Genomic DNA, 15,059 nt, shown 5'->3' with positions numbered 1-15,059 from the left:
CCCCGCGCGCCAGCGACCGTTTCACCGTTCGGCGCGGACCTGAGGCAGCTCCAGCGCCGAGCCCCCGTGCACGGTGATGCGCACGGGCGTGAGGGTGGTCGCGTCGAGCGTCGGCTCGCCGCTTCCGCTGTTGCGGGCGAAACGCGGGTGGGCGCCGCCGCTGAGCTGGAGACGGACCCGGTGGCCGGGGGCGAAGCGGTGGGCGGTGGAGCTCATCGGCACGGTGACCTCCAGGGGGTGCGCGGGTGTGGTGGGCAGCCGTACCAGCCCGTCGCACACATTGACGGAGCGGCCCTTCTCGTCGACGTCGCAGAGCCGGGCGAAGACATCGGCGTACCCGGTGTCCGTGGAGATCCGCAGCCGTGCGGCCACCGGGCCGAGGACGTCCATGGGCTCGTTCATCGGCTCGCTGGTGAACGTCAGCACATCGGGTCGCCCCTCGAGGTCGCCGTTGTCACGGCTCCCGGCGGCAGGCGAGAGCAGTGGTCCGCCGATGGACGGGGTGGGGTCGGCCGGGTCGTAGCGGAAGGCGGCGAGCGGGACGGTTGCCTCGGACGGCTGCCGGATGAGCCGCCCGTCCCCCGCGGGGAACCACTGGCCGACAGCCGAGGCCGGCGGCCACTCGGCGAGGTCCCGCCAGTGCCCCTGACCGCCGATGTGCACCCGCACCCCGGCCGGGCGCAGCCCCGAGGGGTCGTCGCACAGATGCGCGCGCAGCCAGGCGAGGCTTTCGGCGAAGACCTCCGGCCAGCCCTTCTGGAGCGCGGAGGTGTGGGTCCAGGGGCCGACGAGCAGGGAGGTGTCGCAGCCCGCCCGGCGCAGCCGGCCGTACTGCTCGAGGGTCTGGTCCACCAGCGCGTCATGCCACCCGCCGATCAGACAGGTGGGGACGCGTGAGGTGGCCGCGGCGCCGCCCGTGGACGCGCCCTGCCAGAACGGGTCACCGGCGTCCGGGTGGGACATCACCTCGTCCAGCCAGGGCACTTCTCCCCCGAACCCGCGGACGTACGAGCCGCGCAGCGGCAGCGCCCGGGTCATCTCCGCGAAGTGGCGCCGCAGCCACAGCGTGGCTCGCAGGAAGGGGCCGAACCCCCGGTGCTGGGAGGTCATACCGGAGCCGACGAGCAGCGCGTTCTCCAGTTGCAGGGCGCCGCCGCGGTGGAACAGGGCGTGCGGGTCGTGCAGGCCGACCTGCACCACCATCGCCCGCAGCTCCGGCGGCGGGTCCAGGGCGAGCGCCCACTGCACATAGCCGAGGTAGCTCGGCCCGAGGGTGCCCAGCGCGCCGTTGAACCAGGGCCGGTCGCGCAGCCAGTCCACGGTGGCCCGGCCGTCCGCGGCCTCGTTCCGCCAGAAGTGGAACTCGCCGCCCGAGCCACCGGTGCCGCGGCAGCTCTGGAGGACGACATGGAAGCCCTGCTCGGCGAAGAGCACGCCGTACATGGGTGACCAGGGCACTCCCCTGCCGTAGGGCGAGCGCACCAGCAGGGTGGGGAAGTCGCCCTCCGCGCGGGGGAAGTAGTGGTCCGTGCGGAGGAGGCTGCCGTCGGCTGCCGGGACCTCGAGGTCCGGCTCCCATCCCGCCTCGTACCGCTTGGCCGGCAGACCGCGCCAGGTCGCCCTCATCATCCGTGCGGACAGCGGCGGCTTGCCCGGGGGCGCGACCCAGGTGGTGCCGGCCCCGCCGTCCGTGGCCCCGGACACTCCACCGCGCGTGTGTGGCGTCATCCCGCGTTCCCCCTCCACTAATCCCGTACCACGTACGAGAATAGTAGATGCTTGGATGGATTCCGCAAGTCGCCATGGCGGGGCGAGTCGCCATGGCGGGGAGTCGCCATGCGGGGAAGGAGCGATCAGGTCGTGGTGCGCGGTGACGGGTCCGACGCCGGAGGCGTCGACCCCCAGCAGCTCTGGCTGGACTCCGACCGCCCCCGCAAGGGGCGCAAACCCGCCTTCAGCCGGGCGGCGATCACCGCCGCGGCGGTCGCCCTCGCGGACGCGGAGGGAATCGACGCGGTCACCATGCGGCGGGTGGCCTCGGAGGTCGGCGCCGGGGTCATGTCGCTGTACAGCTACGCCCCCGACAAGGAGACGCTGCTCCAGCTGATGGTCGACCAGGTGAGCGGCGAGCTGTCACCGCCCGACCCGCTGACCGGCGACTGGCGTGCCGATCTGAAGGCCATCGCCCATGCCCAGCGGGCCCTGATGCTCCGCCACCCCTGGCTCCCCACCGCACTGCTCAACCGCCGCTGGTCCCTCGGGCCCAACACCCTGGCCTTCCTGGAACACGCGCTCGCCGCCCTGCGGCCCACCGCGCTGGACGGCGGCGCGAAGCTGGAGGTGTTCAGCCTGATCACGGGTTTCGCCGCCAGGCTCGTCGCCGACGAGATCGCCCAGGCCGCGCTCTCCGCCTCACCCGAGCGGGCCGCCGCCGAAGCGCGCTATCTCGCCGCGGTGGCCGCCGACGGACACCATCCGGAGCTCGCCGAGGCCCTCTCCGCCCCGGCACGCCCGCTCACCCCCGACGCCACGTTCACCCGGCTGCTCGACCGCATGGTCGACGGCCTGGACGCCGGCTCGTAAGGCGGCCCGGGGCTACCGGCCCGGGCGCTAGGGGTTGGTCCACGCCTCCGGGTCCTCGGCGAGACCCAGCACGTCGCCGGGCAGCTTGGCCGCGGCCACCTCCGCGAGGGTCACCTCGCCGAGGATCTTGCGCACGTTGGCCCGTACCGCGATCCACAGCGGCAGCAGCGACTCCGCCGGTCCGCAGTACGACAGCTCGGGCGGGCGCACTCCGCGCACTGACACCAGGGGGCCGTCCACCACCCGGATCACCTCGGCGATGCTGATCGTGTCCGCCGGGCGGGCCAGCCGGTAGCCGCCCTTGCCACCGCGCTGGCTGGCCACCAGGCCGCCCCGGCGCAGATCGCCCAGGATCCCCTCGAGGAACTTGTGCGGGATACCCTGCGCGCCGGCGATCACCTCGGCCTTGACCGAGGTGTCCTCCCCCGCCACGGCCAGTTCCAACGCCGCCCGCACCGCATAGTCCGCCTTCGCCGAGATCCGCATGCGCCGATTATCCGCCCCTTACGCACCGGGCCGTCAGAAGGGCAGGGTGAACGGGGGGTGCTCACCGTTGAGGAAGTAGTCCCCGACCTCGTGGAGCCGGTGGGCGACGGGGTCGTAGAGGGTGTGGGTGCGCGCGTTGCGCCAGAAGCGGTCGAATCCGTAGGCCGAGGAGGCGGAGCGGGCGCCGACGACGTCCAGGGCGCGGGCGGTGGCGTCGTGGGCGGCCCGGGATGCGGCGGCCTCGGCCGCGGCGGCCAGCACGGTGATCTCGGCGCATTCGTCGTCGGTCAGGTTCTCGCCGCGCGCAAGACCGCCGTCCAGGGCCTCCAGCGCCTGGTCGGCGAGGGCGGCGGCGGAGAAGGTGGCGACGGTGAGCTCCCCGTAGGTGGTCAGCGCGTACGGATCGCGCGGGGAGGTGTGCGGCCAGGGCGCGTGCACCGCCCTGGTGTACTCGCGGGCCTCGGCGAGCACCCCCTGCGCGATCCCCAGACATATCTGCGCCGAGACCAGACGGCCGGTCGGCGCGGCGAGACCGCTGAACGGCGAGAGGGTGTCCTCGTCCCAGGAGAGCGGACCGAGCACCGCGTCGTCCTCGACCGGCACCGCGTCGAACTCCACACTTCCGCCGGCCGCCAGCCGCTGCCCGAAGGTGTCCCCGTCGTCGCCGCCGCACACCACGCCGGGGTGGGCGGTGTCGACGAGCACGGCCAGCGGTTCGCCGGTGTCGGCGTGGGTGACGCGGACGGCCAGCCGGTCGGCGACCAGCACGCCGGTGGCGTACCCCTGGCGTCCGTTCACCAGCCTGCCGTCCCTCCCGGAGGTGAGCGTCAGCCGTGGCTCGCGCGGGGTCAGACCGCCGCCCCAGCACCACTGCCCGGCCGCCGACTCGCGCTCCACCCGGGCGGCGAGATCGGCCCCGCCGAAGAAGCGGGCGCTGAAGGACAGCAGGTAGTGACAGCCGAGCACCTGGCCGATCGCGCCGTCGGCCGCGGCGATCTTCCGTACGACCGCACAGGCCGTGGACCAGCCCGCTCCCCCTCCCCCGTGCTCGACGGGGATCAGCAGTGCCAGCAGCCCCGCCTCGCGGAGCCGGGCGATCTCGCCGTACGGCGTCTTGCCGGCCTGGTCGCGGACGACCGCGTCCGTGGCGAGGTCGTCCGCCGCCTCGCCGGCGATCTGAAGCCACCACGCGCGGTCGAGTGTTTCGGCCGCCGCATCCACCACCGTCACGCCCACTCCCCTCCATCCGGCCGGACTTCATCATTCCCTATTTTTCCAGTAGGGAAAATAGGGAATACGGCGGGGACGTCCAGTGAGTGATGTCCGGCATATGCCAGTGCTACGTTTGTCCGGGAACGCCCTATTCCGTGAGTGAGGTTCTGGGATGGTGGTGCGGCACGGAACAGACGCGGTGGGCGGGCGCTCCCACTCATGGGGCGGCGAGCGGCTATCCCTCCTCTCGGCGGTCGGCACGGCGCTCACCGACCGCGAGGTGATGCAGCACGCCCTGGACCAGGCGGTCTCCGAGCTGGGCGGCCTCGCGGGCCTGGTGCACTGGTCCTGCGGCCCGGCCGGGAGCCGTACGCTGCGCCTGGTCCTCGCCAGCGGGCTGCCGCTGCCCGCCCTCGGCGGCTGGGAGGAGATCCGCCAGGACGAGGCCCCGCTCGCCCCCGCCCGAGCCGTGCGGGAGGGCCACTTCGTATGGCTACCGGCGTCGTCCGGCGGCCGCACCTCCTCCGGGAGTCTCCCGGCCGCGACCATCGTGGCGTCCGTTCCGCTGACCGGGCCGGACGGTCCGGTGGGCGCGCTGTCCGTCCTCACCGGCCCGCGGGAGCCGACCCCGGAGCAGGCCGCCTTCCTCGAGGCGGTGGGACGCTGGGCGGAGCGCCGCCTCTCGCGCTCGGTAGCCGGGGCCGGCGACTGCGACGAGCACCCCTGGTGGCAGCAGCGGCCGGGCGGCTCGGTGGTCCAGCAGTCCCTGGACGCGGTCAAGGCCGGCTCCTGGGAGTGGGGCATCCACACCGGTGAGATGCGCTGGGACCGGGCGGGGCTGAGACTTCTCGGCCTCCCCGGTGGCTACGAGCGGCGGATCGAGAGCTGGCTCGACCTCATCCACCCCGAGGACATGCCGCGGGTGATGGCCGCCACCGAGAAGTCGCTGCGCGAGCGGAGCGGCTACGAGGCCGAGTACCGGGTCCGCCGCCCCGACGGCACCACCGGCTGGGTGCAGAGCCGGGCCCATCTCGAGCTCGACGAGAACGGCGAGCCGGTCCGCATGCTCGGGAAGGTCTGGGACACCACCGAGAGCCGGATGGCCCGGGAGTCGGTGGGGCAGGCGCTGCGGTACATGAGCGACGCGTTCTTCGCGGTGAACCGGGACTGGCGGATCACCTTCCTCAACGTCGAGGCCGAGCGCCTGGTCGGCCCGGCCGGAGAGGTGCTCGGCCGGCCGCTCTGGGAGGGCCCCGCGGGCACGGCCCCCGAGTTGGAGGACCGCTGCCGGCGCGCCGCCGCCGACGGCAGGCCGACCGGGTTCGACATCCGGTGGCCCACCGACAACCGCTGGTACCACATACGGCTGGTCCCGGTACCCGATGGGCTGACGGCCTATCTCACCGATGTCACCGAACGGCGCACCCAGGCCGCGCGGCGCGCGGAGGCCGAGCGCGTCGGCGCCGAACAGGCCGCCCGGATCAGCGAGTTGAGCAACGCGCTCGCCGATGCGGTGACCACCGAGGACGTCGTCCAGGTCATGGCCACCCATGTGCTGCCGCCGTTCGACGCCTCGGGTCTGCTGATGCTGTGCCTGGAGGGCGGCCGGCTGAACGTGGTGGGGTCCGTGGGCTATCCCCGGGCCTTCCTCAGCAGGGTCGACGGGGTCCCGGCGTTCGGGGGCTACCGGCTGCTCAACGAGGTGCTCGGCTCGCGCCGACCGCGCTTCATCTCCTCGACCGAGGAGTACGAGCAGCTGTTCCCCGATCTCACCGGCAACCCCGCCATCGCCCGGAAGAACGCCTGGGCCGTACTTCCCCTGATCGCCTCGGGCAACGCCATCGGCACCTGCACCGTCTCCTTCGACGAGCCCCACTGTCTGTCCCCCGATGAGCGCACCCTGCTCACCGCTCTCAGCGGAATGGTCGCCCAGGCGCTGGCCAGGGCCCGGCTCTACGACACCGAGCACGCCCGCGCCCAGGCGCTCCAGCGCGGTCTGCTGCCCCGGGTCCTGCCCTCCCCGGCCGCCCTCACCCCCGCCGTGCGCTATCTGCCCGCCAGCAGCGGTACGGACATCGGGGGCGACTGGTACGACGTGATCCCGCTGTCCGCGGAGCGGGTGGCCCTCGTCATCGGCGATGTGATGGGCCACGGTCTGGCGGAGGCCGCCACCATGGGGCGGCTGCGCACCGCCGTGCACACGCTCGCCAACCTCGAACTGCCTCCCGAGGAGGTCCTGGCCCGTCTGAACGAGGTCGTCAGCGATCTGGGCGACGACTCCTTCGCCACCTGTCTGTACGCGGTGTACGACCCCATCACGGGGTACTGCTCCCTCGCCCGCGCCGGTCATCCGCCGCCCCTGATCGTGCGCCCCGACGGCAGTGTGGAGTGCCTGGAGCCGACGCCCGATCCGCCGCTGGGCGCCGGGGAGCCTCCGTTCTCCACCGTGGATCTGCGGTTGCCCGACGGCAGTCTGCTGGTGATGTACACCGACGGCCTGGTGGAGTCCGCGGCGCGTGACATCGACACCGGTATCGCCGAGTGCACCCAGGTGCTGACCAGCGAGTACGGGCGGCTCCTCACATGTCCCCCGCCCCGTCCGCGTACGAGCGGCCGCAGGGCGGCCGACCGGCACGGCGGAACCGACCACGACCGGCTCGACCGGCTGTGCGACCTCCTGGTCGGGGCCATGCTGCCCACGAAGCGGCTGACCACCGACGACACCGCCCTGCTGATCGCCCGGCTCCACGGGCTGGCGTCCGGGAACACCGCCGGGTGGTCTCTGCCGGAGGACCCGGTGGCCGCCGGTCTCGCCCGCACCCATGTGCGCGAACAGCTCGAGGTATGGGGCCTCGACGAGCTCGTCGTGACCACCGAACTGCTGGCCAGCGAGCTCGTCGCCAATGTCGTCCGGCACGCCAGGGGACCCACCCGGCTCCGGCTGATCCGCGGCAGATCGCTGATCTGCGAGGTCTCGGACGCCAGCGCCACCACTCCCCGGATCCGCCGGGCCGCCGAGACGGACGAGGGAGGCCGGGGGCTGCAACTGGTCTCCGCGCTCTCCCAGCGCTGGGGGACCCGTTACACCGCCGAGGGCAAGTGCATCTGGACGGAACAGCCCATCGCGTGGACCGGCGCAGGACCGTAAGGGCCGGCGCCCTACGCCGTAAGGCCGCCCGCCCTACGTCGTAAGGCCGCCCTACGGGATGCGCGTCAGCCGAAGGCGAGCTCGCCGCCCCGGGCCTCCAGGATGGCGCCGGTGATGTAGCTCGCCCGCGAGGAGACGAGGAAGAGCACGGCTTCGGCGATCTCCTCGGGCGCCGCGGGCCGGTCCAGAACCGTGGCCCGCGCCACGGTCCGCAGGGCCTCCTCCCCCATCTCGGAGGTGCCCGGCGTGCGGACCGGGCCCGAGCGGACGGCGTTGACCCGGACTCCCCGGCCGCCGAACTCATCGGCCCACACCCGGGTCAGCAGCTCCAGCGCCGCCTTCGAGGCGCCGTACGCCCCGGCGGCGCGGGCGGGGGCACTGGCGGCGATGGTGCTGAGGTTGACGATGGTCCCGTGGCCCCGGGCGGCCATGCCCGGGGCGAGCCGCCCGACCAGCAGAAGCGGCGCGCGGGCGTTGATGGCCATATGGACGTCGAACATCTCGGACGAGGTCCCGGCGGTGTCCGCGAACCGGTACACACCCGCGTTGTTGACCAGGATGTCCACGTCCCCCGCCTCGGCGGCCAGCCGCCGCACATCGTCGGCCTCGGCCAGATCCGCCGCCACGAACCTGGCCGTGGCGCCCGCCGCGGACACCTCCCGGACCACATCCGCACCCCGACGCGCGTCCCGGCCGTGGACGACGACCTCGGCCCCCAGCGCCCCCAGCCGCAGGGCCACGGCCCGGCCGATCCCCGCCGTGGCGCCCGTGACCAGGGCCGTGGCACCGGACAGCTCACCACTCATGCGGACACTCCTCACCGTAGGCCGGACACCGCTCCACACCACACGCACCGGATGCTTACCGCACCCACCCCCACCGGGCGGTACGGCTCGCCGCCCAGGGGCTGAACGGACGTCCGCGCGGAGCCGCCGAATGGCGCCGGGCCGACCTCGGCTTGGCCCATGACTCCGATGACACGATCTTCCGTGTGGCGCTCGTCTTTGCTGTACTGCGTGGGTGCGGGAAACAACGTCAACCAGTCATGTCGCCCTGGTGACGGGGGCGAACCAGGGGATCGGCGCCGCGACGGCACGAGCGCTGGCGGCCCGCGGGGTCGCGGTGCTCTGCGCCTGTCTGCGCCCGCCACAAAGCACACAGAGCTCTCAAAGCACCGGTCAGGAGGACACCCCGGATCCGTACCACGCCGGGCGATCCACCGACGGTGAAGAGGACGCGGCGGAGATCCGCCGGGCCGGAGGGCGGGCCGAGGCCTGTGAGGCGGACCTCGGCGACCCGGCGGTTCCGGAGCGGCTGTTCGACCTCGCCGAGGACCGCCTGGGCCCGGTGGACATCCTGGTCAACAACGCCCCGGGGTCCACTGGCCCGCCGCCGGGCACGCGGTGCCGACTGGGGGCGGATCGTGGGCCTGACGTCGGGAGGGGAACTCGGTTTCCCCGGCGAGGTGTCCTACGGCGCGGCGAAGGCCGCACAGACCGACTACGCCCTGTCGGCGGCCGCGGAGCCGGCCGACCTCGGCATCACGGCCAATGACCGGAAACGTCATCACCCTTCGCTGACAGGGATCGCCAGAGGGAGTGCAGAAGTGACTGACACGGGAACACACCGCCGTCGGCGCAGCGCGGCCTGGTTCGGTGCGGAGGGCCGGTCCGGGATGGTCTACCGGTCCTGGATGCGCAACCAGGGCTATACCAGTGAGGTGTTCGACGGCCGCCCGGTGATCGGCATCGCCACGACGTGGTCGGAGCTGGCGCCCTGCAACAGTCATCTTCAGCGGGTGGCGGAGTCGGTGAAGCGCGGGGTGTGGCAGGCCGGTGGCTTTCCGCTGGAGTTCCCCGCGATGGCGCTGGGCGAGACGCTGATGCGGCCCACCGCGATGCTGTACCGCAATCTGCTGGCCATGGAGGCCGAGGAGCTGATGCGGGCCAATCCACTGGACGGTGTGGTGCTGCTGTCCGGCTGCGACAAGACCACCCCGGGTCTGCTGATGGCCGCCTCCAGCGTCGATCTCCCGGCCGTCATGGTCACCGGCGGCCCGATGCTGAACGGCAAGTACCGGGGCGGGGATGTGGGCTCGGGCACCCAGGTGTGGCGGTTCGAGGCCGAGTTGGCGGCCGGTCGGATGACCCAGGAGGAGTGCTACTTCGCCGAGGGCTGCATGGCCCGGTCCAACGGACACTGCATGACCATGGGCACCGCGTCCACCATGGCGTCGCTGGCCGAGGCGCTCGGTATGCAGTTGCCCGGTTCGGCGAGCTGGCCGGCGGTGGACTCGCGGCGGTACGAGACGGCACAGCGCGCCGGGCAGCGGATCGTGGCCATGGTGGAGGAGGATCTGCGGCCGTCGCAGATCATGACCCGGGAGGCGTTCGAGAACGCGATCCGGGTCAACGCGGCCATCGGCGGCTCCACCAACGCGGTGATCCATCTGCTGGCCATCGCGGGGCGGCTGGGAGTGCCGCTGGCTCTCGACGACTTCGACGCGCTGGCCCGGGAGGTGCCCACGCTGGTCGATCTCCAGCCCTCCGGACGGTTCCTGATGGAGGACTTCTGCTACGCCGGTGGGCTGCCGGTGGTGATGCGCGAACTGGGCGCGCTGCTGCACCCCGAGCCGACCACGGTGACCGGCCGAACGGTGGCGGAGAACGTCGCCGACGCCGAGTGCTGGAACCGCGAGGTGATCCGGACGCTGGACGACCCGTTCCAGGAGGCGGGCACCGGCACCGCCGTACTGCGCGGCAATCTCGCGCCGAACGGCGCGGTGATCAAACAGTCCGCCGCATCGCGCCATCTGCTCACCCACCGCGGCCGGGCCCTGGTGTTCGACACCCCGGAGGACTACCTCGCCGTGCACGCCGACGAGGATCTGCCGGTGGACGAGAACACCGTGCTGGTGATCCGGGGCAGCGGCCCGCGCGGTTACCCGGGCATGCCCGAGGTGTCCAATGTGGTGCTGCCACCCAAGCTGCTGCGCAAGGGCGTCGAGGACATGGTGCGCATCTGTGACGGCCGGATGTCCGGCACCGGCTTCGGCACCGTGGTGCTCCATGTGTCCCCCGAGTCCGCCGTCGGCGGCCCGCTGGCGCTGGTGCGCGACGGCGACTGGATCACCCTGGACGTCCCGGCGCGTACGCTGACCCTGGACGTGGGCGAGGCGGAGCTGGAGCGCCGACGGGCGGCCTGGGAGCCCCCGCCGCCGGTCGCCGACCGGGGCTGGAGCAGGCTCTACACCGAGCATGTGCTCCAGGCGGACCAGGGCCTGGACCTGGACTTCCTGGTCGGCGGCAGCGGACATCCGGTGCCCCGCGAGTCCCACTGATCCTGACGGTCACCGCGCGGTGGCACGTACGGCCACCGCGCGGCCGCCGTCAGGTGGCCAGAAGCCTGCGCAGCCACCGCAGCCGCGCCTCCCGCGCGTCCCCCGAGACGGCCGCATGCGGTGCCATGCCCGAGAATCCGTGGAAGGCACCGGGCCAGACGTGCAGTTCGGCCTGTCCCCCGGCCCGCCAGATGCGGCAGGCGTAGTCGACGTCCTCGTCGCGGAAGGTTTCCGCGGCCCCCACGTCGATGAACGCGGGAGGCAGACCCGACAGATCCGTCGCGCGGGCCGGTGCGGCGTAGGGCGAGACGTCGTCGGTCCCGCGTGCGGCGCCGAGCAGTGCCGTCCATCCGGCCTCGTTGGCGGCCCTGTCCCACACCCCGACACCGGTCATCTGCCGGGCGGAGGGCGTGTCGTTGCGGTCGTCCAGCATGGGGCACATCAGCAGCTGTCCGAACAGGGCGGGGCCACCGCGGTCCCGGGCCATCAGGGCGACGGCCGCGGCGAGGCCGCCACCCGCGCTGCCCCCGACGACGATGACGCGCCCGGGGTCGATACCCAGCTCGGTGGCGTGTTCGGCCGTCCAGACCAGACCGGCGTAGCAGTCCTCGACCGGCCCGGGGTGCTGGGTCCCCGGCGCCAGGCGGTACTCGACGGAGACCACGGAGAGCCCCAGTTCCTGGCCGAGGTCGAGCATCTCCGGCACGCCCGTGCGGTTGTCCCCGACCGTCATGCCGCCGCCGTGGATGTGGTAGAGCACCGGCACCTCAGTGGCCGCGTCCGCCAGGCGGCAGATCAGGAGGGAGACGTCCGGCCCGCCCGCCGGGCCGGGGACGGACCGCTCCTCGACCCGGAAGGCCCCGTCACGCTCCAGGGCCTCGTTCGTCACCGGCTCCATCCCGGGCACGTTCTGAGGGGGTGTCGCACCCGGATCGGCCCCGGAGCCGCCGGGTGGCAGGAGTTCATTGATGGCCGCGAGCGCCGTGACGAGTTCCGGATCGAACGGCGGCGGTGGTCCGAGCGGTGCCGTGGCCGGCCGGTCCGGCGAGGTGTGCTCCATGGTCGGCTCCCAGGGTGGTGGCAGGAAGAACTCCTATGGTCGGCCGCCCACCGCCCCAAGATCAGCAGCCGCTCGGCGGATTCTACCGACCGGATGGCGCGGCGGAAGGGGGACTTGACGAATGGTCAGCCATCAGCCGTTCCAGCTCTCGTCGTACGGGTCGCGCGGGGCCGGGACCGGCCTGGACCGGCTGACCTCGAGGTACGGAATGGCGCCACCGCCCACCGGGTCCTTGGTCCGCTTGCGGGTGTAGGTGCCGATGACCTGGAGCCAGGTGTCGGGTTCCAGCACCGCGGGGATCCGCCCGGTCAGACCGATCTTGACGGGCTGGGCGTCGGCGGCGCAGCAGTTGAGCGCCATCCGGACGAGGTAGGGGGCGCCGTGGCCGTCGAGGGCGACAAAGCCGGTGATCTCGACCCTCCGGTGCGCCAGGGAGCGCCCGTGGTCGTACACCGCGCGCCCGGCGTAGTCGGCCACATTGAGCGGCAGCGGGTCCCCGGCGGGCAGGGTGGGGAAGCCCCAAGGGCGTTGCAGCGCCGTGCCGGTGTGCATGGCGGTGTACGAGCCGAGCGCGGGCGGCGCCACCAGGATGAGGGCGAACAGCGGGAGCACGAGGAGCCAGGAGACACGTGGCTCCCGGTGGGCGTGGCCGCCCTCGCCCTCACCGTGGCCGTCTTCGCCCTCACCGTGGCCGCCCTCAACCTCACCGTGGCCGCCTTCGCCCTCCCCCGCGTCCTCACCGGCCGGGCGCGTCCGCCGCTCGTACCAGACGGTGGCGACGGCGGCCGCCATCAGGACGACACCGGCCGCGAGGAGCAACGGGCGCAGCCCCGCCTTCACATAGCGCAGATAGAGGTCGGTGGATCCGGCCCGCAGCACCGCCCCGCCGACCAGGAACAGCACGATCGCCTGAGCCTTCCGGTTCACAGCAGCACCGCCCCGACCAGGGTCGACACCAGGACGGCGAGGACGAAGGTGGCGGGCGCGAACCGCAGCGCGAATCCGCGGCCGAACGTGCCGGTCTGCATGGCGAACAGCTTCAGGTCGATCATCGGCCCGACGACGAGGAACGCCAGCCGGGCGGTGAGCGAGAACTGCGACAGGGACGCGGCCACGAAGGCGTCGGCCTCGGAGCAGATCGACAGGAGCACCGCGAGGACCGCCAGGGCGAGGATCGACACGACCGGGTCATCGGCCGCGCCGCGCAGCCAGCTCGCCGGGACCACGGCCTTGAGGGTGGCCGCGGCCATCGCGCCGACGACGAGGAAACCACCGGCGTGCATCACATCGTGGCGTACGGACGCCCAGAACGCGGCGCCCTTGCCATGGCCGTGGAAGGCGGGGCGGTCCGGTGGGCGCAGCCAGTCGGCCCGCCCCAGCCGCTGCCACAGCCAGCCCATCGCACACGCCACGAACAGACTCGCCACGAACCGGGCGAACACCATCTGCGGCTGGCGGGGGAACGCGACCGCGGTGGCGGTCAGCACGATCGGGTTGATCGCCGGGGCGGACAGCAGGAACGCCAGCGCGGCCGCGGGGGTGACGCCCCGGCGCACCAGCGCCCCGGCCACCGGTACGGAGGCGCATTCACAGCCGGGCAGCACCGCCCCGGCCATGCCCGCCACCGGCACCGCGACGGCGGGCCGCCGTGGCAGCGCGCGGGCGAAGAACGACGGCGGGACGAACACCGCGATGAGCGCCGACAGCAGCACCCCGAGCACGAGGAAGGGCAGGGCCTGGAGGACCACCGCGGTGAACACGGTCATCCAGCTCTGCGCCACCGGAGCCGACAGCGCCCGGCGGACCGGCCCCTGCGCGACCACCACCACGAGCAGCAGCATGATGAGGCCGAGGGAGGAATCGAAGCGCCCGCCCCGCGGATCGCCCGCGTCGCGGCGGCCGGTCTCGGTCGAGGTCGCTTCGGTCGTGGTGGTCACGGGTGAGGTACCTCCGGCGTCGAGGGTGCGTGGCGCGGTTCCCCGCCCCCTCCAGTACGCCGGTTCGGCCCCGTGTGCTCACCGCGGCCACCATGAGCCGGAAGTCACCCTGGCGTCCGCCGCCTCGCTCAGCCGGTCCTCACCCACGTGCCCAGGTCGGCGGAGCGGGTCATGGCGTCCAGCACGGTGGCGCTGTGCACGGCGTCGTCCAGGGTGGCGCCGTGGGCGGTGCCCTCGGCGATGGAACGCAGGAAGTGGTACCCCTCGATCACCTTCAGATCGTCATAGCCCATGCCGTTGGCCGAGCCGGGCTGGAAGGCGGCGTACTCGCCGTGCCCGGGGCCGACGTACACGGTGGAGACGGGCTGGTCCTGGTACGCGGTGCCACGGCTGACGCCGAGTTCGCCCATGCGCCGGAAGTCCCAGAACACCGCGCCCTTGGTGCCGTGGATCTCGAAGCCGTAGGTGTTCTGTTCGCCGACCGAGACCCGGCACGCCTCCAGCACCCCGCGGGCGCCGGAGGCGAAGCGCAGCAGACAGGAGACGTAGTCCTCGTTCTCCACCGGGCCCAGCTCGCCGCCGGTGGCCCGGGTGTGGCCGGCGGTGGCGCCCGTGGGACGGGCCCGCTCGGGCACGAACACGGCGGTGTCGGCGGTCAGCGCGTCGATCTCGCCGAGCAGGAACCGGGCCAGGTCCACCCCGTGCGAGGCGAGGTCGCCCAGCACTCCGCTGCCGCCACGCGCACGTTCGTACCGCCAGGTCAGGGCACCTTCCGGGTGGGCGGCGTAGTCGCTGAAGAGGCGGACCCGGGCATGGGTGACGGTGCCGATCTCCCCGGCGGCGATCATGGCGCGGGCGGTCTGGACGGCGGGTGCGTTGCGGTAGTTGAACCCGACCGCGCCCTGGACCCCGGCCTCGGCCACGGCCCCGGCGACCGCGCGGGCGTCGTCGGCGGTGAGCCCGACCGGCTTCTCGATCCAGATGTGCTTGCCCGCCCGGGCCATGGCGACGCCGATCTCGCGGTGCAGGAAGTTCGGCGCGGCGATGCTCACCGCCTGGACCCGGGGGTCGGCGGCCACCTCCTGCCAGTCCCGGGCGGCGGTGGCGAAGCCGTACCGCCCGGCGGCCTCCTCGGCCCGGCCGGGCACCTCGTCGGCGACGGCGACCAGTTCGGGCCGTAGGGACAGCTGCGGGAAGTGGTGCGGCAGCCGGACGTACGCCTGGGTGTGCACCCGTCCCATCCAGCCGAATCCCACGACGGCGACCCCGAGCGTACTCACCATGACTGCCCTT

General features: G+C 73.1%; 12 protein-coding genes. 4 read left to right on the top strand and 8 right to left on the bottom strand.

Annotated elements, in window-relative coordinates; genetic code table 11:
- Positions 1-21: 21 nt before the first annotated feature.
- Complete coding sequence (locus tag KHP12_RS46405) at positions 22-1,626, bottom strand: CocE/NonD family hydrolase (protein ID WP_246644115.1); 1,605 nt, start codon at positions 1,624-1,626, stop codon at positions 22-24.
- Between the two features lie 210 nt (positions 1,627-1,836).
- Here KHP12_RS46405 and KHP12_RS46400 point away from each other — a divergent pair, with 210 nt between their 5' ends.
- Positions 1,837-2,583, top strand: a complete 747-nt coding sequence (locus tag KHP12_RS46400) for a TetR/AcrR family transcriptional regulator C-terminal domain-containing protein (protein WP_211834620.1) — start codon at positions 1,837-1,839, stop codon at positions 2,581-2,583.
- A 27-nt stretch (positions 2,584-2,610) separates the two neighbouring features.
- Here the strand turns inward: KHP12_RS46400 and KHP12_RS46395 are convergent, their stop codons facing one another.
- Both KHP12_RS46395 and KHP12_RS46390 read right to left on the bottom strand, forming a co-directional pair.
- A complete protein-coding gene (locus KHP12_RS46395; protein ID WP_086880265.1) occupies positions 2,611-3,069 on the bottom strand; it encodes an RrF2 family transcriptional regulator in 459 nt (152 codons plus the stop codon).
- A 33-nt stretch (positions 3,070-3,102) separates the two neighbouring features.
- Positions 3,103-4,299 (bottom strand): acyl-CoA dehydrogenase family protein, encoded by a 1,197-nt coding sequence (locus tag KHP12_RS46390; protein WP_086880273.1) that lies wholly within the window; start codon positions 4,297-4,299, stop codon positions 3,103-3,105.
- 160 nt (positions 4,300-4,459) lie between these two features.
- Between KHP12_RS46390 and KHP12_RS46385 the strand changes: the two genes are divergently transcribed.
- Positions 4,460-7,429, top strand: coding sequence for a SpoIIE family protein phosphatase (locus tag KHP12_RS46385; RefSeq protein ID WP_244202578.1), 2,970 nt, complete (start codon positions 4,460-4,462; stop codon positions 7,427-7,429).
- Positions 7,430-7,494: 65 nt separating this feature from the next.
- On the opposite strand, the gene KHP12_RS46380 is transcribed toward KHP12_RS46385, so the two are convergent.
- Complete coding sequence (locus tag KHP12_RS46380) at positions 7,495-8,235, bottom strand: SDR family NAD(P)-dependent oxidoreductase (protein WP_086880266.1); 741 nt, start codon at positions 8,233-8,235, stop codon at positions 7,495-7,497.
- A gap of 214 nt (positions 8,236-8,449) precedes the next feature.
- On the opposite strand from KHP12_RS46380, the gene KHP12_RS46375 reads away from it, so the two are divergent.
- Both KHP12_RS46375 and KHP12_RS46370 read left to right on the top strand, forming a co-directional pair.
- Entirely contained in the window at positions 8,450-8,983 is a 534-nt protein-coding gene (locus tag KHP12_RS46375) for an SDR family NAD(P)-dependent oxidoreductase (protein WP_308036206.1), read from the top strand.
- Between the two features lie 121 nt (positions 8,984-9,104).
- Positions 9,105-10,769 carry an IlvD/Edd family dehydratase gene (locus tag KHP12_RS46370; RefSeq protein WP_244202581.1) on the top strand — a complete coding sequence of 555 codons (1,665 nt, stop codon included), beginning with the start codon at positions 9,105-9,107 and terminating at the stop codon, positions 10,767-10,769.
- A 49-nt stretch (positions 10,770-10,818) separates the two neighbouring features.
- Here the strand turns inward: KHP12_RS46370 and KHP12_RS46365 are convergent, their stop codons facing one another.
- The 4 genes from KHP12_RS46365 to KHP12_RS46350 all read right to left on the bottom strand — a co-directional run bounded on the left by KHP12_RS46365 (position 10,819) and on the right by KHP12_RS46350 (position 15,049).
- The gene (locus tag KHP12_RS46365; RefSeq protein WP_086880267.1) at positions 10,819-11,829 is read right to left on the bottom strand and encodes an alpha/beta hydrolase fold domain-containing protein; all 1,011 of its coding nucleotides are present in this window, start codon (positions 11,827-11,829) and stop codon (positions 10,819-10,821) included.
- Between the two features lie 132 nt (positions 11,830-11,961).
- On the bottom strand, positions 11,962-12,756 hold the full coding sequence (locus KHP12_RS46360; protein WP_211834619.1) for a TIGR03943 family putative permease subunit: 795 nt from the start codon (positions 12,754-12,756) through the stop codon (positions 11,962-11,964).
- Positions 12,753-13,766: a permease gene (locus KHP12_RS46355; protein WP_086880269.1), complete on the bottom strand. Its 1,014-nt coding sequence runs from the start codon at positions 13,764-13,766 to the stop codon at positions 12,753-12,755. The genes KHP12_RS46360 and KHP12_RS46355 overlap by 4 nt, the downstream gene beginning before the upstream one ends.
- Positions 13,767-13,894: 128 nt before the next feature.
- Positions 13,895-15,049: a Gfo/Idh/MocA family protein gene (locus tag KHP12_RS46350; protein ID WP_086880270.1), complete on the bottom strand. Its 1,155-nt coding sequence runs from the start codon at positions 15,047-15,049 to the stop codon at positions 13,895-13,897.
- Between the last annotated feature and the right edge of the window lie 10 nt (positions 15,050-15,059).

This window comes from Streptomyces asiaticus, from assembly GCF_018138715.1.
GTDB lineage: Bacteria > Actinomycetota > Actinomycetes > Streptomycetales > Streptomycetaceae > Streptomyces > Streptomyces asiaticus.
Note: the sequence above shows the minus strand (reverse complement) of the source record. Positions and strands in the feature narration are given on the sequence as shown.

Coding starts and splice junctions, on each gene's coding strand:
- KHP12_RS46405 (WP_246644115.1), bottom strand. CDS start 1,626: ATGAGGGCGACCTGGCGCGGTCTGCCGGCCAAGCGGTACGAGGCGGGA.
- KHP12_RS46400 (WP_211834620.1), top strand. CDS start 1,837: ATGCGGGGAAGGAGCGATCAGGTCGTGGTGCGCGGTGACGGGTCCGAC.
- KHP12_RS46395 (WP_086880265.1), bottom strand. CDS start 3,069: ATGCGGATCTCGGCGAAGGCGGACTATGCGGTGCGGGCGGCGTTGGAA.
- KHP12_RS46380 (WP_086880266.1), bottom strand. CDS start 8,235: ATGAGTGGTGAGCTGTCCGGTGCCACGGCCCTGGTCACGGGCGCCACG.
- KHP12_RS46370 (WP_244202581.1), top strand. CDS start 9,105: ATGGTCTACCGGTCCTGGATGCGCAACCAGGGCTATACCAGTGAGGTG.
- KHP12_RS46365 (WP_086880267.1), bottom strand. CDS start 11,829: ATGGAGCACACCTCGCCGGACCGGCCGGCCACGGCACCGCTCGGACCA.
- KHP12_RS46350 (WP_086880270.1), bottom strand. CDS start 15,049: ATGGTGAGTACGCTCGGGGTCGCCGTCGTGGGATTCGGCTGGATGGGA.